The organism is Mesorhizobium sp. B2-4-12, from assembly GCF_006441575.1.
GTDB lineage: Bacteria > Pseudomonadota > Alphaproteobacteria > Rhizobiales > Rhizobiaceae > Mesorhizobium.
The window spans coordinates 17,014-39,825 of the sequence record NZ_VFVC01000015.1 but is presented as its reverse complement, the minus strand read 5'-3'; the positions used below and the strand labels follow the sequence as shown (position 1 = coordinate 39,825).

At 60.9% G+C, this 22,812-nt stretch carries 20 protein-coding genes, 3 tRNA genes and 3 pseudogenes; 7 read left to right on the top strand and 19 right to left on the bottom strand.

From position 1 onward, the window contains the following. Positions 1-5 precede the first annotated feature (5 nt). Positions 6-1,418, bottom strand: coding sequence for a cytochrome ubiquinol oxidase subunit I (locus FJ934_RS11600; protein WP_181165589.1), 1,413 nt, complete (start codon positions 1,416-1,418; stop codon positions 6-8). An 89-nt stretch (positions 1,419-1,507) separates the two neighbouring features. Beyond that, positions 1,508-3,775, bottom strand: coding sequence for an FdhF/YdeP family oxidoreductase (locus FJ934_RS11595; protein WP_140609766.1), 2,268 nt, complete (start codon positions 3,773-3,775; stop codon positions 1,508-1,510). A 472-nt stretch (positions 3,776-4,247) separates the two neighbouring features. Here FJ934_RS11595 and cls point away from each other — a divergent pair, with 472 nt between their 5' ends. Further along, positions 4,248-5,714 carry a cardiolipin synthase gene (gene cls / locus FJ934_RS11590; RefSeq protein ID WP_210241955.1) on the top strand — a complete coding sequence of 489 codons (1,467 nt, stop codon included), beginning with the start codon at positions 4,248-4,250 and terminating at the stop codon, positions 5,712-5,714. 155 nt (positions 5,715-5,869) lie between these two features. Here the strand turns inward: cls and FJ934_RS11585 are convergent, their stop codons facing one another. The 9 genes and pseudogenes from FJ934_RS11585 to FJ934_RS11545 form a co-directional block, all read right to left on the bottom strand. Then, positions 5,870-6,769, bottom strand: coding sequence for a DsbA family protein (locus FJ934_RS11585; RefSeq protein ID WP_246671487.1), 900 nt, complete (start codon positions 6,767-6,769; stop codon positions 5,870-5,872). A gap of 370 nt (positions 6,770-7,139) precedes the next feature. Beyond that, positions 7,140-7,337 (bottom strand): annotated as a pseudogene (locus FJ934_RS11580) (ACP phosphodiesterase); the annotation flags it as partial. A 110-nt stretch (positions 7,338-7,447) separates the two neighbouring features. After that, positions 7,448-8,020, bottom strand: a complete 573-nt coding sequence (locus tag FJ934_RS11575; RefSeq protein ID WP_140609765.1) for a flavodoxin family protein — start codon at positions 8,018-8,020, stop codon at positions 7,448-7,450. Positions 8,021-8,072: 52 nt separating this feature from the next. Beyond that, entirely contained in the window at positions 8,073-8,516 is a 444-nt protein-coding gene (locus FJ934_RS11570; protein ID WP_140609764.1) for a hypothetical protein, read from the bottom strand. Between the two features lie 449 nt (positions 8,517-8,965). Then, a complete protein-coding gene (locus FJ934_RS11565) occupies positions 8,966-9,193 on the bottom strand; it encodes a hypothetical protein (protein WP_140609763.1) in 228 nt (75 codons plus the stop codon). 245 nt (positions 9,194-9,438) lie between these two features. Then, a complete protein-coding gene (locus FJ934_RS11560; RefSeq protein ID WP_140609762.1) occupies positions 9,439-9,645 on the bottom strand; it encodes a CsbD family protein in 207 nt (68 codons plus the stop codon). Between the two features lie 416 nt (positions 9,646-10,061). Continuing rightward, positions 10,062-10,520 (bottom strand): annotated as a pseudogene (locus FJ934_RS11555) (integrase); the annotation flags it as partial. 730 nt (positions 10,521-11,250) lie between these two features. Beyond that, a tRNA-Gly gene (locus tag FJ934_RS11550) sits at positions 11,251-11,324 on the bottom strand. 91 nt (positions 11,325-11,415) lie between these two features. Then, a tRNA-Tyr gene (locus tag FJ934_RS11545) sits at positions 11,416-11,500 on the bottom strand. Positions 11,501-11,700: 200 nt separating this feature from the next. Between FJ934_RS11545 and FJ934_RS11540 the strand changes: the two genes are divergently transcribed. Further along, the gene (locus FJ934_RS11540) at positions 11,701-12,549 is read left to right on the top strand and encodes an RNA methyltransferase (protein WP_140609760.1); all 849 of its coding nucleotides are present in this window, start codon (positions 11,701-11,703) and stop codon (positions 12,547-12,549) included. Positions 12,550-12,681: 132 nt separating this feature from the next. Here the strand turns inward: FJ934_RS11540 and FJ934_RS11535 are convergent, their stop codons facing one another. The 3 genes from FJ934_RS11535 to gcl all read right to left on the bottom strand — a co-directional run bounded on the left by FJ934_RS11535 (position 12,682) and on the right by gcl (position 16,387). Then, positions 12,682-13,599, bottom strand: a complete 918-nt coding sequence (locus FJ934_RS11535; RefSeq protein ID WP_140609759.1) for a 2-hydroxy-3-oxopropionate reductase — start codon at positions 13,597-13,599, stop codon at positions 12,682-12,684. 191 nt (positions 13,600-13,790) lie between these two features. Next, a complete protein-coding gene (otnI, locus tag FJ934_RS11530; protein WP_140609758.1) occupies positions 13,791-14,588 on the bottom strand; it encodes a 2-oxo-tetronate isomerase in 798 nt (265 codons plus the stop codon). 17 nt (positions 14,589-14,605) lie between these two features. After that, on the bottom strand, positions 14,606-16,387 hold the full coding sequence (gcl, locus tag FJ934_RS11525; protein ID WP_140609757.1) for a glyoxylate carboligase: 1,782 nt from the start codon (positions 16,385-16,387) through the stop codon (positions 14,606-14,608). Between the two features lie 214 nt (positions 16,388-16,601). On the opposite strand from gcl, the gene bhcR reads away from it, so the two are divergent. Both bhcR and FJ934_RS11515 read left to right on the top strand, forming a co-directional pair. Next, on the top strand, positions 16,602-17,420 hold the full coding sequence (bhcR, locus tag FJ934_RS11520; RefSeq protein WP_140609820.1) for an HTH-type transcriptional regulator BhcR: 819 nt from the start codon (positions 16,602-16,604) through the stop codon (positions 17,418-17,420). Positions 17,421-17,546: 126 nt separating this feature from the next. Continuing rightward, a complete protein-coding gene (locus tag FJ934_RS11515; RefSeq protein WP_140609756.1) occupies positions 17,547-17,981 on the top strand; it encodes a hypothetical protein in 435 nt (144 codons plus the stop codon). A 75-nt stretch (positions 17,982-18,056) separates the two neighbouring features. Here FJ934_RS11515 and FJ934_RS11510 read toward each other — a convergent pair whose 3' ends face one another. The 3 genes from FJ934_RS11510 to FJ934_RS11500 all read right to left on the bottom strand — a co-directional run bounded on the left by FJ934_RS11510 (position 18,057) and on the right by FJ934_RS11500 (position 19,162). Continuing rightward, a complete protein-coding gene (locus FJ934_RS11510) occupies positions 18,057-18,362 on the bottom strand; it encodes a BA14K family protein (protein WP_140609755.1) in 306 nt (101 codons plus the stop codon). 225 nt (positions 18,363-18,587) lie between these two features. Further along, positions 18,588-18,800: a hypothetical protein gene (locus FJ934_RS11505; RefSeq protein ID WP_140609754.1), complete on the bottom strand. Its 213-nt coding sequence runs from the start codon at positions 18,798-18,800 to the stop codon at positions 18,588-18,590. Positions 18,801-18,994: 194 nt separating this feature from the next. Continuing rightward, on the bottom strand, positions 18,995-19,162 hold the full coding sequence (locus FJ934_RS11500) for a hypothetical protein (protein WP_081850636.1): 168 nt from the start codon (positions 19,160-19,162) through the stop codon (positions 18,995-18,997). Positions 19,163-19,318: 156 nt separating this feature from the next. Here FJ934_RS11500 and FJ934_RS11495 point away from each other — a divergent pair. Beyond that, a tRNA-Thr gene (locus tag FJ934_RS11495) sits at positions 19,319-19,394 on the top strand. Positions 19,395-19,606: 212 nt separating this feature from the next. Here the strand turns inward: FJ934_RS11495 and FJ934_RS28355 are convergent. Further along, positions 19,607-19,882: pseudogene (locus FJ934_RS28355) on the bottom strand (DUF2569 family protein); the annotation flags it as partial. 257 nt (positions 19,883-20,139) lie between these two features. Continuing rightward, positions 20,140-20,754, bottom strand: a complete 615-nt coding sequence (locus FJ934_RS11485) for a TetR/AcrR family transcriptional regulator (RefSeq protein WP_140609753.1) — start codon at positions 20,752-20,754, stop codon at positions 20,140-20,142. Positions 20,755-20,845: 91 nt separating this feature from the next. Between FJ934_RS11485 and FJ934_RS11480 the strand changes: the two genes are divergently transcribed. Further along, positions 20,846-21,931, top strand: a complete 1,086-nt coding sequence (locus FJ934_RS11480; protein ID WP_140609752.1) for a spermidine/putrescine ABC transporter substrate-binding protein — start codon at positions 20,846-20,848, stop codon at positions 21,929-21,931. 13 nt (positions 21,932-21,944) lie between these two features. After that, entirely contained in the window at positions 21,945-22,811 is an 867-nt protein-coding gene (locus FJ934_RS11475) for an ABC transporter permease (RefSeq protein ID WP_140609751.1), read from the top strand. Position 22,812 lies beyond the last annotated feature (1 nt).

Below are 22,812 nucleotides of genomic sequence, written 5' to 3'. Positions count from 1 at the left end.
GACGATCACCCCTTTGCCGAGGAGGACGCAGCCACGCCTAGCGCCGGCGTGATGCCGGCCGCGCGTTGCGGCACGTGGGCCGGCTCTGTCTCGCCGCGCTCCGGCGCTTTGGCCATCAGGCGCAGCAGATAATAGGTGCCTGCCCCGAAGGCGAAGAAATAGACCACGACAAACGCGATAAGCGACGCGGCGACCGCCGGAGCGGCGAGCGGCGAATGCGAGTCCGCGGTCCGCAACAGGCCATATACCGTGAAGGGCTGCCGCCCGACCTCGGTCGTCACCCAACCGGCGATCACGGCGACGAAGCCCACCGGTCCCATCACGATAGCCGCGCGATGCAACCAGGACCAGTCATATAGCCTGCCGCGCAAACGGGCGGCGAGGCTCCACAGGCCGATGCCAAGCATGGCAAAACCGATCGCCACCATGATACGGAACGACCAGAATATGATGGGTGCCGGAGGCCATTGATCTCGGGGGTAGTCAGTGAGGCCTGGTAGTGGCGCATAGGGGTCGTGCTTGAGAATCAGGGATCCGATATGGGGGATTGAGATTTCATAGCGGACGCGGGCCTCGTCATTGCTCGGAAAGCCGAACAGCACGAGCGGCGCGCCATTGGGGCTCGGCTGATAATCACCTTCCATGGCGAGCACTTTCGCCGGTTGATGCTCCAGTGTGTTCAGCCCATGCGCGTCTCCGGCCAGTATCTGGATCGGCGCGACGATCGCCGCCATCCACATGGCCATCGAGAACATCTTGCGCGCGCCGGGATTGGCGCGATCCCGAAGCAGATGCCAGGCACCGACGGCGCCCACCACGAAAGCGGTGGTGAGATATGCCGCAATCACGGTGTGAACGAGACGGAAGGGAAAGCTCGCAGTGAAAATGATCGGCAACCACGAGCCCGCGGGGACGAACTGGCCCTTGGCGTTGATCGCAAAACCCGCCGGCGTCTGCATCCAACTGTTGACGGCGATGATCCAGGTTGCCGAGATCAGAGTGCCGAGCGCCACCATGCAGGTGGCAAAGAGATGCAGCTTCTTTCCGACCTTGCTCATGCCGAACAGCATCACGCCGAGAAAGCCTGCCTCGAGGAAGAAGGCGGTCAACACCTCATAAGCCATGAGCGGACCGACTATGGAACCGGCCTTGTTGGAAAACACCGACCAGTTCGTTCCGAACTGGTAGGACATGACCAGACCCGACACGACCCCCATGCCGAAAGCGACGGCGAAGATCTTGAGCCAATAGCGATAGAGGTTGGCGTAGACGCCCTGACCGGTTTTCAACCAGAGCCCTTCGAGTACCATCAGGTAGCTCGCAGTCCCGATCGAAAACGCCGGGAAGATGAAGTGGAAGGAAATGGTGAACGCAAACTGCGCACGCGCCAGAATCACCGGATCGAGTTGATCGAGCAACATCCTTCCTCCTCAGACAATCCAAACACGTCGCCTCGATGGGTGCAACCATCGAAGTCATTCTTTCCTGATCGACAGATCAGCCTCGTTCAGGTGGCAACGACCCGAACAGGGATGGATTTGGCGGCCGGTGTACCGCTGATCCTGTCGTAATAATCGAGAGGCAGGAGCGGGTTCAATTCGGGGTAATATCCCGCAACCGCCCCGCGCGGCATCGGATAATCCAACACCGTCAGACCGTCGACTTGTCGTTTGAGGCCGTCATCGCTGATCGTTTCCAGCGCGACGCGCGCCCCCGCGTCAATGCCTCTATCGGTGCGATCCTCGGCGTTCATGAAGAGCACCATACGGTCGTTGTAGACACCGCGGTAGCGATCATTGTTGCTGTAGATCGTGGTATTGAACTGATCGTGCGAACGCACGGTCGCCAACCGAAGTATCGCGGGGTCGGAAACCGGATCATTCACCTCGAAACCGGACATGAGGAGGAAATTCGCCTTGCCGTTTGGCGTCGGCCAGACGAGGCGGCGTGGCGGCACGTCGAGGTGAAACCCTTTCGGATCTTTGATCCGCTCCGAAAAGTCGCTGTAGATCTCCGGATAAACCGCGGCGATCTTGTCCCGAATGAGATTGTAGTCGTGGATATAGTCTTCCCACGACACTTTGCTGTCGGGCAGCGTGGCAAGCGCCATCCGGCAAACGATCTCCACTTCCGGAAGCAGATGCGGGGTGGCGGGCGCCAGCACGCCGCGTGACGCAGTAACGTTCGACATGGAGTCTTCGATGGTGACGAACTGTTCGCCAGCCGACGCCCTGATCCATTCGGAACGCGAGACAACCGGCAGGATAAGCGCGTCGCGGCCGTGCACGATGTGCCCGCGATTGAGCTTCGTCGCAATTCCCACCGTCAGTGCCAGTTTGCGCATCGCCGCGTAGGATCTTTCAGTGTCGGGAATCGCGCGAACGAAATTGCCGCCCATCCCGATAAAGACCTTGGCGGTGCCTTTTTCCATCGCTTCGATGGTCTCTATCGTGTGGTGCCCATGTTCGCGTGGCGGTTCGAACCCGAAAACATCGCGGACGCGGTCCAGATAGTCTTGCGTGGGCTTTTCATCGATTCCCACCGTACGATCGCCCTGGACGTTGGAATGGCCGCGAATGGGCGAAATGCCTGCGCCAGGCTTGCCGAAGTTGCCGCGAAGCAGGAGGAGATTGGCCACTTGCTGCAGGAGGCGGGATCCCTGCTGGTGCTGGGTAAGGCCCATGCCGTAGCAAATCATGGTCGCGCGCGAGCGGATGTAGATTTCGGCGCAGCGGCGAATCTGGGCTTCTTCCAATCCGGAAATCCTGACGATGTCGGACCATTCCTGGGCCATGGCATCTTCGCGGATGGCGTCCAGCCCGACGGTGTGCTTGTCGATGAAGTCGGTGTCGATGATCTTCTCGCCTTGAGCTTCGCGCTCGAAGATCACCTTCATCATGCCCTTGATCAATGCGAGGTCGCCGCCGATGCGGATGTGAACGAATTCGCTCGCGATAGCCGTTGAACCAAAGGTCGCCATCTGCACGACGTCTTGGGGCTCGGTGAAGCGTATCAGCGCGCGCTCGGGCATGGGGTTGACGGCAACGATCGGAACCCCGCGCTTCCGGGCCTCGACCAGATTGGTCATCATGCGTGGCGAATTCGTCCCGGTATTCTGCCCGATCACGAATATGGCCTCTGCGTGCTCGAAGTCCTCGAGAACCACGGTCCCCTTGCCGACGCCGATAGCGGGCGGTAGGCCGCGGCTCGTCGGCTCGTGGCACATGTTCGAGCAATCCGGAAAGTTGTTGGTCCCGAATTCCCGAATGAAAATGGCATAGAGGAACGCCGCCTCGTTCGGCGTGCGGCCGGATGTATAGAATTCCGCGTGATGGGGACTTTCGAGCGCCCGCAGATGATCGCCGATCATCGCAAACGCCGCGTCCCAGTCGCACGGCACGTATCGGTCGGACGCAGCATCGTAGCGCATGGGCTCCGTCAGGCGCCCCTGCATCTCGAGCCAGTAATCCGACTGTTCCATAAGCTCCGACACGGTGTGCTTTTCGAAGAACTCCCGGGTCACGCGCCGTTTCGTTGCCTCGAACGCCAGTGCCTTGGCGCCATTCTCGCAAAACTCGAGCGTCTTCTTGCAATCCGCGTCGGGAAAGGCGCAGCTCGGACATTTGAAGCCGCCCGGCTGGTTCATCGCAAGCAGCGCCCGCGAACCCTTGGTGACGACGCTTTGCTCGAGCAGCACTTTCGCTGTTGCCGCCGCTGCTCCCCAGCCGCCGGCCGGATGGTGATACGTCTTATAAAGCGGCTTGGTGTCGGCCATTTCGCGAAGCGCTCCGTAGACCCGTGAAAATCATACTTAAACATATTATCCTATTGAAATCTATAGACAATTTGTCTTTCATGATTGGACAATTTCATGATTGGACAAAATGTCCTCGGGATGAAGTCGAACAGAGCGTAAGCCTTTGATATTCCACGACGTGGAGAACTGGCACGAATGATGCTACGGGCAGGCCACTGAAGAGGTGCCTGTCATTCTGCCGGCAGCGCCGACCTCGGATCGGACAACCTACCATTCCGAGGCGAAGTCCCCTGCCCGGCAGGTTGCGGGGCATCCCCGGTTTGTGGGCGGATGCGAGGCGCGTTCGAATTCCGCTGACGGCGAGCAAACGGGCGGTTCGGACGTCAAGACCGCAACCCGGCGATTGTCGTCCCTGACCGCAGCGCGCTAGCTTGCCGACACAGTAGCTGAAACGAAGGGCGCGATGGTGTCGTTATCGGGCGCGGTTCACATGGGCATGCAAGCTCTGTCTGGCCTGCCGCTGTTCGTCGTACACCTAATCACGGTGGCGCGCGCGATCACCCGCGCCAACCGCACACCTGCCGCCCGGGTAGCCTGGGTGGCTGTCATCATGCTGCTGCCGCTGCTTGGCGTCATTGCCTATCTGTTCCTCGGCGAGACCAGCATCGGACGCAGGCGGGCGCGACGGCTGAAGGCGGCGGAAGACCGAACCGTCCGGCCCAACCATGCGGCCTATGTGCCGGTGGTCATCGAGCCGGAAGCGGCGGGTCAATTCGAGCTTTGCCGGTCCATCAATGGACTGCCCCCGGTGGCGGACAACCGCATCTTGCTTCTTGGCGATCCCGAGGCGTCCAACGACCAGCCGACGCTCGATTCTGACAGCGCAATCGACTCGCTGGTAAGGGATATCGAACAGGCAAGGGAGCATGTGCACATCAGCTTCTATATCTGGCTCGACGACAACAACGGCGGCAAAGTCGCCCACGCCGTCGCCGATGCGGCACGGCGCGGCGTGCGCTGCCGGGTGATGGTGGACGCGCTGGGGTCGCGTGCGTTCACCCGCGGTCCACGCTGGCGGCAATTGCGCGAAGCCGGTGTGCTGCTGGTCGCCACGTTGAACGACATTCCACGCTTGGGGCACTTGGCCGTGGGCCGCGTCGACCTGCGCAACCATCGCAAGATCGTCATCATCGACAATCGTATCGCCTATTGCGGCAGCCAGAACTGCGCGGATCCGGCATTCCGTATAAAGGCGAAGTATGCGCCCTGGGTGGACATCTTCCTGCGTTGCGAAGGGCCGGTGGCGCGTCAGGCGCAGTATCTGTTTCTATGCACATGGATCGCCGAAACCGGCGAGCCGCTGGAAGGGCTTGCCGCGGCTGAGCCCGCGCCGGAGCGCTTCCAGCCGGGGAGCGTGGCGCAGATGTACGGCACCGGACCGACGACGCCCGGCAATGCCATGTCCAACTCCTTCGTTGACGCGATCTATTCCGCACGCCAGGAACTGGTGATCACGACGCCTTACTTCGTGCCTGATGAGGCGGTTCTGCGCGCCGTGTGTGCCGCCCCGCGCCGAGGCGTCGAGACGACGATCATCTTCCCTGAACGCAACGATTCATGGCTGGTGAAAAATACGAGCCGCAGTTGCTATGCGGAGCTGCTCGTCAATGGCGTAAGCGTCTATGAGTATCCCCTAGGGCTGTTGCACACCAAATCGATGACCATCGACAGGAAGACCGCGTTGATTGGGTCGGCCAATATCGACCGGCGCAGCATGCAGCTGAACTTCGAGAACAACCTGCTGGTGGCGGACGAAGGCGTCGTCGCCGCGGTCCGAGCCCGCCAGCAGGGTTATCTCGACGTATCGCTGCCGGTCGCGCTCGACGTCGTCAGGGCCTGGCCGTTCCATACGCGCCTGGTGCAGAACGCCGTGGGCATGACGGCGCCCGTGCTCTAAGGAATTCCAGGAAAACCGTGATCGGACAGGCGCCGCAGCCATTCGTCCGGAATTGCGTTAAATCAAAAAGAGAGCAAATCAAAGAGAGGGCGGTTCGCCGTTTCGTAAAACGGTGAACCGCCCTAGAGGCTTCGGCTCGGGAGGAAGACCGAAGGTCAGGCCGCCTGGATCCTGGCGACCAGACTGTTAAAACTGCCGTAGAGCGCATTCGCGTCGATGAGACGCGGCGCTCCGTTGCGGATCACGGCGAGCGCCGGTGTGCCCTCAGCATGCAATCGCTGGAACAGCGCGCGACCACAACCGAGCAGGTCATGATGAGCCACCAGGAATTCTTCCGTCGGCGCCGCCACAAGCCTTGCAGCATCCGCCATGTCGGCGTCTTCCAGAACCTCGGCCACGCCCCGTTTGGTCACGATATCGCGGCCGTCGACGTAGCGGGCATACTGGATCGCCTTCAGCGCCGGTAGCCGGCGCTGCGAATCCTTGAAACCGGCGGCGCAGATGCCTAGCGTGGCGGTGGCGGAATCGAGCAGCGTGCCTCGCGCGTTCAGAACATTGTCCAGATAGGCCTGGCTGAAAGGCTGACCGCTCAGTTGCTTGATGCGCTGGTCGCTGGTCCAGGCATGAGCGGCAAAACCCGCATCCAGCGGCCGGGCGCCGGCCCCCGAGAAGAGACCGGTCGGCAGCGCGTCGATCGCGACACCGCTCGCGGCAAGTCTGTCCAGCATCGGCGTGGCGCCATAGCACCAGCCGCAAAGTGGGTCGAAAAGATAGGCGATGATCATAGCTGTCTCGGCACGCTTGATATGCGAGCTTATTTCACTCTGCGACCATGAAAGAAGCCGGCATTCGTCGTGTTCAGTCGGATGTTGCCGGTTTCGCCCTGTTCCGACGGGTTGTCGATCCTCTTTTCGGATATCGTTTCCTTCTTGTTTTTCGGACTTCCTCCCACCCCTTTCGGGCTGCGACTGGCGGGCGGCACAGGTGGCATCTCGTTGTGTCGTGACATAGCGAACTCCTGGAACGGCAGGCCGGAACTGAGAACCTGGCAGCAATACGCATGCCAATTGGCGTGCGCCGCGATATCAATGGCTTACAAGTAGGCTTCGGGAAATTTTGGACAACATGTCCGCGTAGGAAAGACGCGTTGTCCATGTCGTCGCCTGATGGCTCCTTCGCCGTTCCACGTGACGTTGGTCACCATCGACTTTGACCTTCGTCAGATGTTTCCGCCCGTTGAGCCACGATAGAAAGCCGCATGCGCTTCTGTTGCGATCATCATCGACGAGGTTCGCGCATCACTCTCGGATCCGGCCGCCCCAGTTGTCGTGACCACGAGTAGAGAGTGTCCGGCAGGGATCATCGATGGCTCAAGGTCAGCCGATGATCCGCATTGTTGCAAGGCGAGAGCGCTGCCTGGAATTCGATAGCATCCTTGAAGGCGCGGGCGACCGCCGGAAAGTCGGCGTCGTAGTCGTAGCTGTAGAGTGGCAAGTCCTTGAAGGAGATCTCCGACATATCGAGTTGCGGCGGGGCAAGCTGCACCAGCGCCTTCGCGAGCTTGCGGTTGATGGATTCACGCGCGAGGCTGCCGGTGAGATAGTCGACTTTGTGCTTGGTCATTTGTACCTCCCTGCGTTCACCTGAACGTGCTGATGATGATTGCAATCCCACATGAGGCGCATCGCGACCCGACGAAGCCCGCGATTTCCCGTGGCGTGCGAGACGATGCGCTATTCTCGCAGCTTGGCCGCCACCTCAGCAACGCGCTTGCCGAGCAGACGCGCAGTTTCAAGGTCGCCCTGCCGCGGAGCTTCCTCCGGCGAGGCGTCGGAAGGCGAAATCGCCAGCGCGCCCGCAAAACCGGCCGTCCAGTTCACGTCGTCGGGTCCTGCCTCCTTATTGTTGGCCGGCATCAGGCCGGTGCCTACCCAGATTTGGCCGTGTTGCTGGGAGAGGGTGAAGAAGAAGAGCATAGTGGAGGACTTATCGCCGTTCACCGACGCGGAATTGGTGAAACCGGCCGCTACCTTGTCCTTGAGCGCCTGCGTGAACCAAGGCTTGGAACTGGCATCGGCAAACTTGATGAATTGCCAGGCCGGTCCGCCCATATAGGTCGGAGAGCCGTAAATTATCGCGTCTTGCGCGGCCAGGGTTTCGAAGGTGATCTCCGGCAGGTCGCCATTCGCGTCGATCCGGAACATCGTCACCTCCGCACCCGCAGCGGCAGCACCATGCTGCACAGCTTCGGCCTGCTTAGCGGTGTGGCCATATCCGCTGAAATAGACGATCGCTATCCTGGTCATGAACTGCCCTCATATCGCCGGGTGAACGGGACGTATTGCACAGATGAATTACTCAGATGATTTCTTCAATTTTCACTTTGTGGACGCCAAACTCGACGGTGTCGGATTTCTCCAATCCATCGATCGCCTGATAGAATGGCGCGAGCGGTGAGAGGCCTATTAGCTCGATCCCCTCGCAGGTGAAGTGGTCCATAGAGACGCCGATCACGAAGTGGCGGCCATTGACGGTTACGATCGCGCCAGGCTCGACGAATTCCTTCGGCCCGAAATCGAGCGCATTCAACGCCGCGACCTTAGCTTCGGCGGCGCGGAGCATCTTCTCAAGGTCTTCAGCGAGCTCCGCTTGCGACCAGGCCTGAGCTTGATCGTCCACCACGGTCGCTTGATCTTCGGCCGGCTTGCTCGCCTGAAGGTGCTCGGTATATGCCGTCCTCGCGCCGTCCAGTTCGGCCGCTGCCAACTCAATCAACTTGCCGCGGACGCTGTACTTGTTCATTTACCGCATCTCCGTCTTGTCCAATCGCTCGGGTCCTGTCGGAAAATTTCATCGAGGCGTGCGTCGCAAGATTGCTGGCCTCCGCGACTGGCCACATCGAGACAGCCCGATTGCAGATTCGTAAATGCAGCCGGTCGCCGGCACGAGTTCGACCCAGATCGGACTGATCTCTCCGCCAGTTGACATCGATCGTCAGTTCGAGGAGCGGCAGGCCTCCACTCACACGACAGGTATCGTTCTTTCTAATCTTCACTGGACTGGCCTTGCTCATCGCACCATGGCCTCCATGATGGCGGCTCGTGGGCTCCGGCTGCCGCCCTGCCGTGTTGGATATCATCATCGTCAGCTCGGCCGCGATCCCCTCCCCGCACGCGACTCCTCCTCGACACAACCACTTCCGTCGAACGGAAATTACAATCACCTAGCGAGTATCGCTCTGCGCAGTGCTATCAATCTTTGTGATCTCGCTGATCTCGATCGAGCTTGGCTGCGATCGCCCTGTCGATCAATTCTTCATTGTGGCTGATAAACTCCTCTCGTGTCATGCTGGAGGCGCGCCACTTTGCTTCTAGGGCCGCGTCTCTATCGAGCCATTGATCGCGCGTCGCATGGTCGAACTTATGTCGTCTGGCATCCTGTGATCCTCGCGAGGCGTCGTGGTGATCCTTGGTCATCATACATTCCCTTCTAACAACATCGTCGCCTGGTCGCCCGAAATACTTCGTATGGCTGCTTTGGAATACATGACACGGCGACACGCAGACGAGTAACTGTTCAGGCATGTACAAGCATTGGTCGCCATGTGAACTAGCGAGGCAAAATCGAACAGAGCACCTTGGCGCAGTATCGGTGTCGATCCGAAATATCGCGTTGGGGCGATGCCACCGGTCGACACTGTTCTCGAAGGACGGTCAACGAAGATTCAATTCCAATTGGCCTCTCTCGCCCACTTGTCCACCTCCTTGCGCACTTGGTTTTTGTCGTAGCCGTAGAGATCCTGAAGCTTACCTTCCAATCTCTCTCGATCACCGTTGATGATGTCGATATCATTGTCGGTCAGCTTGCCCCAAGTCGCTTTGAGCGCGCCCTTGGCAGCCTTCCAGTTTCCCTCGATGCGATCCCAGTTCACATTCGCCTCCTTCGCTGATTCGTCCGTCAGGGATGTTCGGCACGCCGAACATCAGTAGGCCTAGCATCGGTACATGGAAGCGCAACAAACGTGCCAGTCTCGTAAAGCAATCAAATCAATACTTTGGCAGAAGGTCGTTGGAATGCGATGGACAACTTGTCGAAATGGCTGCGGTCAAATTGTCCTCGGCGCAAATCCCCAGGCCGATAGCGCGCCGTGCTGGTCGCCTCATCCAAGCGAAGTTCGCCCACGCGCCAAAAGGTTAGATGATGCGCCGACATGGAGCTTCGCGCAGCCCTGATGGGGCACAGGTTTGAGAGGCGACCGCTGTTGTTTTCCGGGACTATGCCCGCTGCGGCCGTGTTGGAAGGCGCTCAGCGGCGGGCAGGCTAGCACCTGAACGAAATCCGGGCGTGTCAGACGATCGCTGGATCGAAGTCGAAAGCTATCGCGCCCAGGACCTTCTGGCGGAAGCGCAGCGTGCCCTTCTCGCCGTACAGCGGCCTGTCGAGCTTATGCCCCATCAGGACCTCCCTCAGCTCCAGGTCGACGCCGCCTTCCAGCATGCGGTCCTCGAAGGCGCGTCTGAGGGAGTAGACGCTATGTTGCGGGCTCGGCTTCAGGCCATGTTCTTTGAAATATTTGTTGGCCATGGCCGAGTAGGAGTCCTCCTTGTCCTTGTACCGGGGAAATCCCTTCGGGTGCCGTTTGAACGCCTCCAGGGCGACGCCGACCAGCGGAATTTTCCGGTCCGACTGCTCCGTCTTTATGGCCCTGGTGTCGTCGGGGTCGGTCCTGGCCCTGACGTGTATGTACGGGACCTCGTCGTCCAGGAAGATGTCCCCCGGCGCGATGTTGCACAGCTCCCCAGGGCGACAGCCTGTTCGACCTGTGCCAGGTGATTCCGCGGCCTTCGTCGTTCATGGCCGCGAGCGCGCCGGGAGCTAGAATCTTGTCCCGGATCCACTCTGCCGCAAACGGCATTCTCTTCCGCCCGCCCCCGTTCTTGAAGCTGAGGTCGGAGGTGGGTTCTTCCTGTCCTCCTGCTGGTGCCTGAAGTACCTCGAGTAAATGTTCCGCAGTATGCCGATCTGCTTGTTGGCGGGAGCGCCCCTTCTGCTTTTTGTCGTCCGGCACCACCCTGCCGAGCCAGTATTCGTGAAGGGTCAGGCCGTCTTCGCGCGTCGTTTCGGCGATCGGTTTGTCGCCGCCCACCAGCGAAAGGAAATTTGATATCGCGCCCTTCCTCGTGTTGTCCCAACGCGTCAGCTGTCCCGGGCTCTTCTTTGCAAGCTCGTCTTTCTTGATCACGTTCTTGTAGACTTCGTATGCCTTCCACCAGCCGTCCTTCGGTCGGTCCTCGCGCCCCAGGACCGCAGCCTCCGCTTCGGCCGACGTCCCCGCCGAGGCGATTGCAAGCACGCGCCGGACGAGTTCGATGAGCGGTCCCGAAGCCAGCTCCGAGCTCGTCCGATAGGAGAACCCCAGCGCCTCGGCCCGCCTGGTACCGCAGGCGTGCCTGGGCCTCGTCCTCGTCGAGAACCAAGCCGCATTGCGCGATCCCTTGCATTGGAAGGCGGAGGCGGAGATTCTGGGGATGGAATCTGGAGCGGGTAGCGGGAATCGAACCCGCATATTCAGCTTGGAAGGCTGCTGCTCTACCACTGAGCTATACCCGCGCCTTGCACTGAAGTACCGGATTCACCCGAAAAGCGCCATGCGCTTTTCGCCTCCGATGCTTTTCTCGTTTCAGGGCTTCCGGGCCGGCAGTGGTGGAGAGGGTTGGATTCGAACCAACGTAGGCTAAGCCAACGGATTTACAGTCCGTCCCCTTTAACCACTCGGGCACCTCTCCAGTCTGCCGCCGGAGCCATGCAACGAGGCATTCACGCCGTTCCGGACCCGAGATAGATGTCTTCTCCGAAATCAGCGAAGCGCCTTATGGCGGCAAGGCCAGTGGGTGTCAACCGCGCTGGTAGGGTTTTTCGATGTTGTTCGCCGGCTGCGGCGACGGGCCATATCCCTGGCCGCGGGACCCAGCTATAGAAGCCAGCCATGAACAACAAGACCAACACCCCGAAAGACACCCACTACGCCAAACTGCGCCGCGCCCATCGCGACGAGAAAAGCGGCGGCGCGCCGGCATTCAGGCCGCGCCTGCCCGTTCCGCCGGGCGAGAATGCCGCCGACGGCCTGGTGCGACTTTATGGCCTGCACACGGTGCGCGCAGCACTCGACAATCCGCTCCGCAAGATCCGGAAAATGCTGGTGACGCGCAATGCGGCCGAGCGTCTTGATATAGCCGACCTCGCCGCCCTGTCCTTCAAGGCGGAACTGGTCGAACCCAGGGATATCGACAAGGTCACGGGTTCCGACGCCGTCCACCAGGGCGTGCTGATCGAGGCCGAACCGCTGAAGCCCAAGCGCCTCGATGCGCTCGGTGACACAAGGCTGGTGCTGGTGCTCGACCAGGTCACCGACCCGCACAATGTCGGTGCCATCCTGCGCTCGGCGGTCGCCTTCGGCGCCGGCGCGCTGATCACCACCGCGCGTCACAGCCCGCAGGAATCAGGCGTGCTAGCGAAATCCGCCTCCGGCGCGCTGGAACATATCGACCAGATCGAAGTGAAGAATCTCGCCGACGCGCTCGGGCAATTGCACGAGGCCGGCTTCCAGACGATCGGTCTTGATTCGGACGGGCCGGCGGAAATCGAAACCAGCTTTGCCGGCGACCGGATAGCGCTGGTGCTCGGCGCCGAGGGCAAGGGCCTGCGCCAGAAGACGCGCGAGACCGTGACGAAGCTAGCGCGGCTCGACATGCCCGGCGCCATCCACTCGCTCAACGTGTCGAACGCGGCGGCGGTCAGCCTCTATGCCGCGCGGGCATTTTTGAAGCGCGGCTGATCCGGAAGCGGCAGAGCCGCCTGCCGGGAAGGTTACGAAACGAGAAACGGGTTCCGGCGACATCAGCCGAAACCCGTTCTTGGGCAGGGCAAGAGGTGGCGGCTTGGGAACGTTATACCGCCCTCTCCTGACCTATGCCGCTTTGCCTTTGACTTCGGCTGCCGCGCTGCCAACCTCGAAATTGGCCATCCGCTCCAGTGCCCGGACCAGGGCCGAGTGATCCTCCTTGGCACCACCATTGGCCGCGCAGGAATTGAACAGTTGCTGGGTGGTCGAGGTGTTGGGCAGCGACACGCCGAGCGCCTTGGCGCCTTCCAGCGCCAGGTTCAGATCCTTCTGGTGCAGTTCGATGCGGAAGCCCGGCGCGAAAGTGCGCTTGATCATGCGCTCGCCATGCACTTCAAGGATGCGCGAGGCCGCCAGCCCACCCATCAAGGCTTGCCCGACCTTTGCCGGATCGGCGCCGGCTTTCGACGCAAAAACAAGCGCTTCGGCGACGGCTTCAATGGTCAGCGCGACGACGATCTGGTTGGCGACCTTAGTGGTCTGGCCGACGCCGTTCGGTCCGACCAGCGTGATGTTCTTGCCCATCTTCTCGAATACGGGCCTGGCGCGTTCAAATGCCTTTTCCTCGCCGCCGACCATGATGGTGAGCGACGCCGCCTTGGCGCCGACCTCGCCGCCCGAAACCGGCGCATCGAGATAGTCGCAGCCGAGATCATTGATCTTCCCAGCGAATATCTTGGTCTCGATCGGCGAGATCGAGCTCATGTCGATCACCAGCTTGCCCTTGGTCAGGCCTGACGCAACGCCGTTCTCGCCGAACAGCACATCGGCCACCTGCGGCGTGTCGGGCACCATGGTGATGATGATGTCGGCAGCCTCGGCCACGGCGGCATGGCCGGTGACGGTTTTCAGGCCTTTGGCCACGAGATCCGCCGATGGCTTGGAGCGGTGGTCGCTCGCGATCACCTTGTAGCCGGCGTCGAGCAGATGCCCTGCCATCGGCGCACCCATGATGCCGAGGCCGATGAAGCCGATGGTTTCCATTGATTTTCTCCTGAAGGTCTCTGTTCAAATGTATCGAAGGTCGGCGCTGCCCCTCATCCGCCTGCCGGCACCTTCTCACCGTGAAAGACAGGGAGAAGGGACAAAGCTCCAGCGCTGGCGGCCCCCTCTCCCCGTTCTTCACGGGGAGAGGATAAGGTGAGGGGCCGCGCCAGCGGTGGTTGAAAATCAGCCTAAGCCGCCGCGCTCCCATGCCCGGCGAACTCGCTGAACCAGCCTAATCCGGCCTCCGTGCCCGCCTTCGGCTTGTATTCGGCGCCGATCCAGCCGGAATAGCCGAGGCGGTCGATGTGCTCGTAGAGGAAGGGATAGTTGATCTCGCCCGTCCCCGGCTCGTGACGGCCGGGATTGTCCGCAAGCTGGATATGTGCGATGCGGCCGAGGTTTGTCTCGATTTTCCGGGCGAGATCCCCCTCCATGATCTGCATGTGATAGATGTCGTATTGCAGGAACAGGTTTTTTGAGCCGACACGATCGATGAACGCCAGCGCCTGCTCCGAATAGTTCAGGAAGAAGCCTGGAATGTCGCGCGTGTTGATCGGCTCGATCAGCAGCCTGATGCCTGCCTGCTCCAATTTCTCCGCCGCGAAGGCGAGGTTTTCGGCAAAGACGTCTTCCAGCACCTTGCGCTCGACGCCCGCTGGCGTGATGCCGGCCAGGCAATTGACCTGCGGGCAGCCGAGCGCCTGCGCATAGGTGATCGCCTTGACGATGCCTTGACGGAACTCCGGCACACGGTCCGGCAGCACGGCGATGCCGCGCTCACCCTTGCCCCAGTCGCCGGCCGGCAGGTTGAACAGAACCTGCGTCAGGCCGTTCTTCTTCAGCCTCGCGGCTACCACATCAGGCGCATGATCATAGGGGCCGATATATTCGACGCCCTTGAAGCCCGCGCGGGCGGCTGCGTCAAAACGGTCGAGGAAATCGTGCTCGCCGAAGAGCATCGACAGATTGGCTGAAAAACGCGGCATTCTTCTTGTCCTTCTTCTCAGTCGAGCATCACGATCGCCGTCGGCGCGTCTTCCTGACGTTCGGCAAGGTCCTCGAATTCGGTGATCTTGTCGATCTCGGTGCCCATCGAGATGTTGGTGACGCGTTCGAGGATGAATTCGAGCACGACCGGGACCTGGTGTTCCTTCACCAGCCGCTGCGCTTGCTTGAAGGCGGCGGCGAATTCGTCGGGCTTGCGCACCCTGACCGCCTTGCAGCCCATCGCCTCGGCAACGGCGACATGGTCGACGCCATAGCCGGCCTCGGGATCGTTGGCACGGTTGATGTTCTCGAAGGCGAGGCTCACCTCATAGTCCATCGAGAAGCCGCGCTGTGCCTGGCGGATCAGGCCGAGATAGGCGTTGTTCACGACGACGTGGATGTAGGGCAGCTTGTGCTGCGCGCCGACCGCCAGTTCCTCGATCATGAACTGGAAATCATAGTCGCCCGACAGCGCCACGATGGTGCGGTCCCGATCAGCGGCGCGAACGCCAAGCGCTGCCGGCAGCGTCCAGCCAAGCGGGCCGGCCTGGCCGCAATTGATCCAGTTGCGCGGTTTGTAGACATGCAGGAACTGCGCGCCGGCAATCTGCGACAGGCCGATCGTGGTGACGTAGGTGACGTCGCGGCCGAACGCCTTGTTCATCTCCTCATAGACACGCTGCGGCTTCAGCGGCACCTGCTCGAAATGGGTCTTGCGCTTCATCGTCCTCTTGCGACCCTGGCACTCCCTCGCCCAGCCCGACCAGTCGCGCAATTTGCCAGCCGTCTTCCACTCGGTGGCGACGTCGAGCAGCACCTTCAATGCGGCACCCGCATCCGAGACGACACCGAGATCCGGCGCGAAGACGCGGCCGATCTGCGTCGGCTCGATGTCGACATGGATGAATTTCTTGCCCCTGGTGTAGACGTCGACCGAGCCGGTGTGGCGATTGGCCCAGCGGTTGCCGATGCCGAAGACGAAGTCGGCTTCCAGCATTGTCGCATTGCCGTAGCGGTGCGAGGTCTGCAGCCCGCACATCCCGGCCATCAGACGATGGTCGTCGGGGATCGCGCCCCAGCCCATCAGCGTCGGGATGACCGGCACGCCCGTGATTTCGGCGAATTCGATCAGCAGATCCGACGCATCGGCATTGATGATGCCGCCACCGGCGACGATCAGCGGCTTTTCGGCGGCATTGAGCATGGTCAGCGCCTTTTCGGCCTGCGCGCGCGTCATCGCCGGTTTGAATGGCATCAGCGGCTCATAGGCCTCGATGTCGAACTCGATCTCGGCCAGTTGGACGTCGACCGGCAGGTCGATCAGCACTGGGCCCGGCCGCGACGAACGCATCAGATGGAATGCCTTCTGCAGCGCCATCGGCACCAGATAGGGTTCCATGACTGTGACCGCCCATTTGGCGACAGGCGACGCGATCGCGGCGATGTCGACGGCCTGGAAATCCTCCTTGTTGAGCCGCGCACGCGGCGCCTGCCCGGTGATGCACAGGATCGGAATGGAATCGGCGGCAGCCGAATAGAGACCGGTGATCATGTCGGTACCGGCCGGACCCGAGGTGCCGATGCAGAGCCCGATATTGCCCGCCTTTGCACGGGTGTAGCCTTCGGCCATGTGCGAGGCGCCCTCGACGTGACGGGCCAGGACATGGCGGATCGTGCCCCTCGCCTTCAGCGCCGAATAGAGCGGATTGATCGCCGCGCCCGGCACGCCGAAGGCGCAGGAGATGCCTTCTTTTTCGAGAACGAGAACCGCGGCATCGACAGCGCGCATTCTGGCCATTTTCCGGCCCTCCAAGGGGTTGTCATTGTTGGATTGGCTAAGGATGTCAGCAAGCCGGCTATTTTTCAATTTTTTCAGAATATTTTTTCATTTCTAGAAAAAGGCCGCTACGCTTTGATTTCATTTGCCTTCCGGTTTTTCAGGAATTTTCCCGCCGATAGCGGTGGAAAACTTTTTCATTTCCTTGTTCGACGAAATCGGTGACAATGGTGCGATGGAAACCGCCGAAAAACGCCAGCGCGGCCGTCCGCGCGCCTTCAACGGGCCATCCGAGGCCAATTCAGTGCAATCGCTCGATCGGGCCTTGCGGATCCTGGCCATCGTCGCCGAGGGTAGCGGCCTGTCGCTGAGCGAGGTGTCGGCGCGGAGCGGGCTTGCGGCCTCCACCGTCTACCGCATGCTGACGACGCTTCAAAACCGCGGCATGGTCGAGTTCGACACGGGCGACCAGCTGTGGTCGATCGGTGTCGAGACCTACCGCATGGGCGCGGCATTCCTGCGCCGCCGCAAGCTGGTCGACCGCGCCCGCATCGTCATGCAGGAATTGATGGAAAACACCGGTGAAACGGCCAATCTCGGTGTCGCCGAAGATGATTGCGTGGTGTTCGTCAGCCAGGTCGAGACGCACCAGGCGATCCGCGCCTTCTTCCGTCCGGGCACGCGCAGCCCCTTCCATGCGTCGGGTATCGGCAAGGCGGTGCTGGCGCATCTCGAACCGGAGCGCGTCGGGACCATCCTGCGCAAGGCCGGCCTGCAGCGTTTCACCGACAAGACGCTCTCCGATATCCCTGCCCTCGCCCACGACCTGGCGACGATCAAGCAGCGCGGCTGGTCGGTCGACGACGAGGAACGGCACCCCGGCATGCGCTGCGTGGCGGCGGCCATCTTCAACGAGTTCGGCGAACCGATCGGTGGCGTCTCGGTGTCGGGCCCGACCGTGCGGGTGACGCCGGAGCGGCTGGCCGAAATCGGCCCGATGGTGCGCAACGCGGCCGCCGAGGTGACCAGAATGATCGGCGGAACAACGGGTTGATCGGCTGCAGCGCGCTCTTGTCGCTGATAGGAGTTTGGCCCGCTGGACGCGCATCAAATGCCTATACATCGTGGGTTGCCGCGCCAAAGGCCGACGACAAGCGGCGTGATTGGAAAAAGGGCAGGCATGAGGAAAACGGTTCCGCTTCTGCTTGCCGCTTCGCTTTGCGGATGCGTGGCGGTAGCGCCCAAACCCGATCCTGGGGACCAGCGCGTCAATCCGATCCCGATCTCGCTTGCCCTGGAGGAGATCGTCACCACCGGCATTCGCCAGCGCCTGGAGGACCCTGCCTCCGCCAGGTTCGAAACGGTGCTTGCCGGCGAGCGGATCCTCAACGGCCACCGGGAGATCGTGGTCTGCGGCCATGTCAGCGTCAAGAAATCGTCCGGCGACCATGGCACCGACGAACCTTTCGCTGCCAAGATCTATCCGGACGCGGGAAGCAGCTTCGAACTCGTCGCGATGGGTGACCAGTCACCGAATGCGAGCCTCCTCATCGGCGACACCTGCCGTGCCGCCGGATTGGCGATCCTGGACTCCAAACTGAAGGCTAGTCTCTAAACGCGACCTTCCGCCGTTCAAACGAGGAAAAGGGGCCGCGTGCAGCCCCTCTTGCCTGTGTTGGCACACCTCCTCTTAAAGCCGGCAGTAGTGGCTGTAGCCGTCGTGGCCGATATAGGTGTCGGAGTCCGGATCGTAGCTCGAGTAGCGTTCGAAGCAGCGGCGTACATGCCAGGAACCGCCATCTTCGTCGACATAGACAGTTCGCGGCTGCTGCTGGGCGAGAAGGCTGCCGAGGACGAAACCGCCAACGCCGGCAGCGATGCCGATGCCGAGGTCGTGGTGATGCGAGTGAGCCGCCGAGGGCTGAACGGTGCCGACCAAAGCGGTGGCGGCGACAGTGGTGGCGACGAGGCCGGAAACGAGTATGCGCTTGAACATGACGATCTCCTTGGTTCATTGACCGAGGCGATCCATCCGCCTCTTGATCATCTGTCGCAGTGACAAGGAAAAAGGTTCGAAAGATTTTTCGGGCGGACAAATATCGGCCAGCTCGACGTGGCCACGTGGCGCCAGTCATCAACGATGAAATCGGCGCATGGCGGCACGCGGACGCAAGAAGGGCGGCCGAAGCCGCCCTTCTTCGATCGCACCGTCAGGCTATGTTCAGTAGACGATGATGTGATGGTGATGATGGTGGTGGTGATGATGGTGCCACCAGTAATCCGGGTAATCAGGGTAGTCTGAATAGTACGACCAATCCTCGTAATGATGATGGTGGTGCATACCGTAAGCTGACGACGTCTGAACCGTGGCGGCCAGCGCGCCTGTGGCGACGAAAATGGCTACGAGAGCGGAAGTGAGCGTGCGCTTGAACATGATGATCTCCTGGATCCTTGACCGAGGCGACCATTCGCCTCTGGAGATCAGTCGACGGAGGGCGGCAAAAGGTTCGAAGGCCGGGAGATTTTTCGGCTGAGCCGGAAAAAGCGAGTGGTGAGTAGTGAAGACAGGATCACGAACGTCGGGTCACTACTGACTACTGACTACTGACTACTGACTACTTCCTGACCTCATCCCATGCCGGTGATATGGCGAAGCCAGAAGGCGAGCGCGATGAAGCCGATGATGGTGGTCACGCCGGTCCAGTCGACATTGGCCTTCTTCACGTCACTGATGAGCTTCACCAGCAGCATCCAGGCGATGACGACGATCGGAAGAATGATGACAAGCCTGATCATGCGACACTCCAGTTCGAAGCGATTGCACCTGCCTTACATGTAGGAAGCACGTTTGCGGATTTCAGCGTGGGGCCCACGCGTCATCGACCAGGGCACGAAGCCGAAAAACGGAGTTTTGTCTTTACTGGCGCGACAAATATGCTAACGGGGCGCCATGCCCTTGTAGCTCAGCTGGTAGAGCAGCGGTTTTGTAAACCGAAGGTCGCGGGTTCGATTCCTGCCGGGGGCACCAGTTCCTAACGTGTACGACCCAGCAGCCCAAAACTGTATTCGACCACAGGCGCTCCCCTCTACGAGGCGCTCGCGATTTGGGCAGACACGTTCGTCCCGGTGAACGTATTTCTCACCCTGATCGACCTGTGGAGATAAGCGGCCCGTCACCACAAACGAGGCTATGGGTGCCACCAATGCATCGCCTGCAAGCGCTTGGTTCACCGAGACGCCCAAAATCGATGAGATCCAGATCGTGTCCAGGATGAACACGAGCGGAATTGCAAACCACTGGAACAGAAACAATTGCGGGAAGCGGTGGCTTCGTCTCAGCATCGAAACCAGCACGACCAGCTGAAGCGCCAGAAACGCCAGATTGAGGGCAACTTCGCCATACGCCGCCAGAGCCCCGTTCGGCAGGGTCACGAGTTGCTGGTAACCTTCGACCGAATTGGCCAATTCCGCGATCGTACGCAGCGGTGACAATGTCTGACCGATCGCCAGCAGCATCAACCAGCCGCCGAAACCCGCAAGTGTCGCTGGATTCTGTGATGGCTTCGCGGCTGACCGGACGGCAAAGAAAACAGGCACGCCGATCAGCAACAGTACTATTGCCCAATGCCAGATGGAAAACGACATCTTTATCCCCCTTTTATGCCCCTTCAGGTTGTATCAGATTTTAAATTCAACTCAAGAGGTGAAGCTCGCGAGAAGGCACGTCGGATGCCGAAGCGGCGATTTCTGCTGCCTGCTCCTGACAGTTAGTTTCACACCCCGATCGCCGCCACCAATATCCGGTTCTGCCGCCTTATCGCCGCGCGCAATTCCGGTATCCCTGCCTTCTCGCGTTTCACGAACTCGATGAACATCATGTTCATGTTGTTGAAGATCAGTTCGCCGAGTGACGCCCCGTCGATGTCCTGACGTACCAGGCCGAGCGCCTGCAACCGGGCGATCAGTGCGCTTATCTGCTCGGTCAGCGATCGGTCGAGCGCGCTGTAGGCCTGCCCGAAAGGGCTGTCTGGCAGCTGCGTCGAGATCGCCATCGCCTGCCGCCACATCTCCTTGCTGAGATAATGCAGGGAGTGCTCGATATAGATGCCGACCAGCATGTCCAGCGCATCACCGATATTGGCCGGCGGGTTGGCAACGACACCGCGTCCAGCATTGAGGACCTCGTTGACCTCTAGCGAGACGATGGCACCGAGGATGTCGCCCTTGTTCTGGTAGTAATTGTAGATCGTGCCGATCGAGACTTCGGCTTGCGCTGCTATCGTCTCGATCTTGGCCCCCTCGTAACCGGTCTCGCGGAAAAGCGCCGCCGCCGCCTCGATGATGCGCCTGTGACGGTCCGCCTTTTGCCTTGCCCGCAATCCGCTCATGTCGGCCTCTTGCCACAAAAACAGAATTGACTCAATTTTAGAATTGGTTCAATTTTTTGCAAGAAGCCACAAAGGCAAGGGAGAACACTCGATGTCCGTCAAATCCGCGAATCCGCTTTCTGGCCTGAAACGCCATCTGCATCGAGCTTGCGCCGCCGCGGCCCTGTTGCTTGGGGGCGGCAGCCTCGCCGAGGCCGCCGATCTCAACGCGCTGATCTGGTGCGACCATTCCGATCCGGCGCTGCTCCAGCCCTTCGAGGAAGCCAACAACGTCAAGGTCAACGTCAAGGAGTTCGAGGGCACCGGCGCTGGTCTCGCCATCGTCGAGCAATCGCAGCCCGGCGACTGGGACGTGATGGTGATCGATTCCATCGACGTGCCGCGCGGCGTCGAGAAGGGCCTGTTCGAGCCACTGCCGGAAGACAAGCTGCCCTTCGCCGACCTTTTCCCGCAAGTGAAGATGGACAAGTCGACGATGATCGACGGCAAGCGCTACGGCATCACCGAAAAGTTCGGCTACAACACGATCGGCTTCAACAAGACCAAGGTCGATCCGGCCGACATGCAGTCTTTGGCGTCGCTGACCAGCGACAAGTACAAGGGCAAGGTCGCCATATACGACTATTACCTGCCGGTCATCGGCATGGCGGCGCTGGCCATCGGCAAGAAGACGGCTGATCTCACCGAGGCCGACCTGCCCGCCCTCAAGGAAGAGCTCCTGAAGATGAAGGCCAATGCCAAGCTGGTCGGCGAAGTAACCGCCAGTCAGACCGCGCTCGCCACGGGTGAAGTCGACATACTGGTCGGCGGCGGCGAGTGGGTGACGGCGGGACTGGCGAAGGAGAACCCAGCGCTGGATTTCTCCATCCCGAAAGAGGGCGCGGTGCTGTGGTCGCAGTCGCTGGCCATGTTCAAGGATTCCAAGAACAAGGACATGGCGCTGAAGTTTATCCAGTACATACTGAGCCCCGAGGGCCAGGCGCGGCTTGCCACATCGTCCTGCTATTGGGGCATGCCGTCGAACACCAAGGCCGCGCTCACCGACGACCAGAAGAAGGTTCTGCGATTCGACGAGCAGCCGGGCTTCCTGGCTCGTGCGCAAGCCTATCCGGCGCCCAATGCCGACCTCGACAAGAAGATGCAGGACATGTGGACCGAAATGCTGCAGGCAAAGTGAGCGATCTCCGCTCATGAGCACAACTGAAAACAACGGGCGTCCTCGGCCCCGGGCGGGTCGCACCCTGCCCTGGGTGCTGGTCATGCCCGCGCTCGGCTGGACGCTGCTGTTCTTCGTGCTGCCCTTCGCCGCCATGGGGCTTTCCAGCCTGACAACGCATGAGGGCGGCGGTTTCACCCTCGCCAACTACAGCCAGTTCTTCACCAACCCTTCCTACTGGCAGGCGATGGTGAACTCGCTGCAGGTCACGGCAATCGTCACCGTGGTTTCGGTGCTGCTCGCCTACCCCTTCGCCTGGATCCTGGCCGAACAGGTGCCGGAGCGCTGGCAGCGCCTGGCGCTGATGCTGGCCGTGCTGCCGTTCTGGACGTCCTATGTCGTGCGCTCCTATTCCTGGCTGCTGGTGCTGGCGCAGAACGGCGTCATCAACCGCGCGCTGATAGGTTCGGGCCTGATCTCGGAGCCGCTGCAGCTCGCCAACACGCGTTTGGCCACGGTCACCGGCTTCGTGCATTTCTTCGTCATGCTGTTGACGCTGACCATTTTCGCCAACCTCAAGCAGCTCAGCCCGAGCTATCGCAAGGCGGCCGCCGATCTCGGCGCCGGACCGGTGCGCACCTTCCTGCACGTCATCCTGCCGCTGACCTTGCCCGGCATCATGGTCGGCGCCTTCCTGACCTTCGTGCTGTGCATCGGCGACTACATCACGCCGCAGATTCTCGGCGGCAACAACGAGCTTCTGATGCCGCAGTTGGTGATGATGCAGATCGGCCGGCGCGGCGATTTTCCGCTGGCCTCGGCGCTGTCTATTATCTTGATGGCGGTGGTGACCATCGCCTACCTCGCCTGCGCGCGCTGGCTGAAGATCGAGCGGGCCTGAC

What these genes read in the sequence shown, in the direction of transcription:
- cls (WP_210241955.1), top strand. Translation starts at nt 4,248, where the DNA reads ATGGGCATGCAAGCTCTGTCTGGCCTGCCGCTGTTCGTCGTACACCTA.
- FJ934_RS11565 (WP_140609763.1), bottom strand. Translation starts at nt 9,193, where the DNA reads ATGATGACCAAGGATCACCACGACGCCTCGCGAGGATCACAGGATGCC.
- FJ934_RS11540 (WP_140609760.1), top strand. Translation starts at nt 11,701, where the DNA reads ATGAACAACAAGACCAACACCCCGAAAGACACCCACTACGCCAAACTG.
- FJ934_RS11505 (WP_140609754.1), bottom strand. Translation starts at nt 18,800, where the DNA reads ATGTTCAAGCGCACGCTCACTTCCGCTCTCGTAGCCATTTTCGTCGCC.
- FJ934_RS11595 (WP_140609766.1), bottom strand. Translation starts at nt 3,775, where the DNA reads ATGGCCGACACCAAGCCGCTTTATAAGACGTATCACCATCCGGCCGGC.
- bhcR (WP_140609820.1), top strand. Translation starts at nt 16,602, where the DNA reads ATGGAAACCGCCGAAAAACGCCAGCGCGGCCGTCCGCGCGCCTTCAAC.
- FJ934_RS11515 (WP_140609756.1), top strand. Translation starts at nt 17,547, where the DNA reads ATGAGGAAAACGGTTCCGCTTCTGCTTGCCGCTTCGCTTTGCGGATGC.
- FJ934_RS11475 (WP_140609751.1), top strand. Translation starts at nt 21,945, where the DNA reads ATGAGCACAACTGAAAACAACGGGCGTCCTCGGCCCCGGGCGGGTCGC.
- FJ934_RS11500 (WP_081850636.1), bottom strand. Translation starts at nt 19,162, where the DNA reads ATGATCAGGCTTGTCATCATTCTTCCGATCGTCGTCATCGCCTGGATG.
- FJ934_RS11485 (WP_140609753.1), bottom strand. Translation starts at nt 20,754, where the DNA reads ATGAGCGGATTGCGGGCAAGGCAAAAGGCGGACCGTCACAGGCGCATC.
- FJ934_RS11570 (WP_140609764.1), bottom strand. Translation starts at nt 8,516, where the DNA reads ATGAACAAGTACAGCGTCCGCGGCAAGTTGATTGAGTTGGCAGCGGCC.
- FJ934_RS11510 (WP_140609755.1), bottom strand. Translation starts at nt 18,362, where the DNA reads ATGTTCAAGCGCATACTCGTTTCCGGCCTCGTCGCCACCACTGTCGCC.
- otnI (WP_140609758.1), bottom strand. Translation starts at nt 14,588, where the DNA reads ATGCCGCGTTTTTCAGCCAATCTGTCGATGCTCTTCGGCGAGCACGAT.
- FJ934_RS11535 (WP_140609759.1), bottom strand. Translation starts at nt 13,599, where the DNA reads ATGGAAACCATCGGCTTCATCGGCCTCGGCATCATGGGTGCGCCGATG.
- FJ934_RS11575 (WP_140609765.1), bottom strand. Translation starts at nt 8,020, where the DNA reads ATGACCAGGATAGCGATCGTCTATTTCAGCGGATATGGCCACACCGCT.
- FJ934_RS11480 (WP_140609752.1), top strand. Translation starts at nt 20,846, where the DNA reads ATGTCCGTCAAATCCGCGAATCCGCTTTCTGGCCTGAAACGCCATCTG.
- gcl (WP_140609757.1), bottom strand. Translation starts at nt 16,387, where the DNA reads ATGGCCAGAATGCGCGCTGTCGATGCCGCGGTTCTCGTTCTCGAAAAA.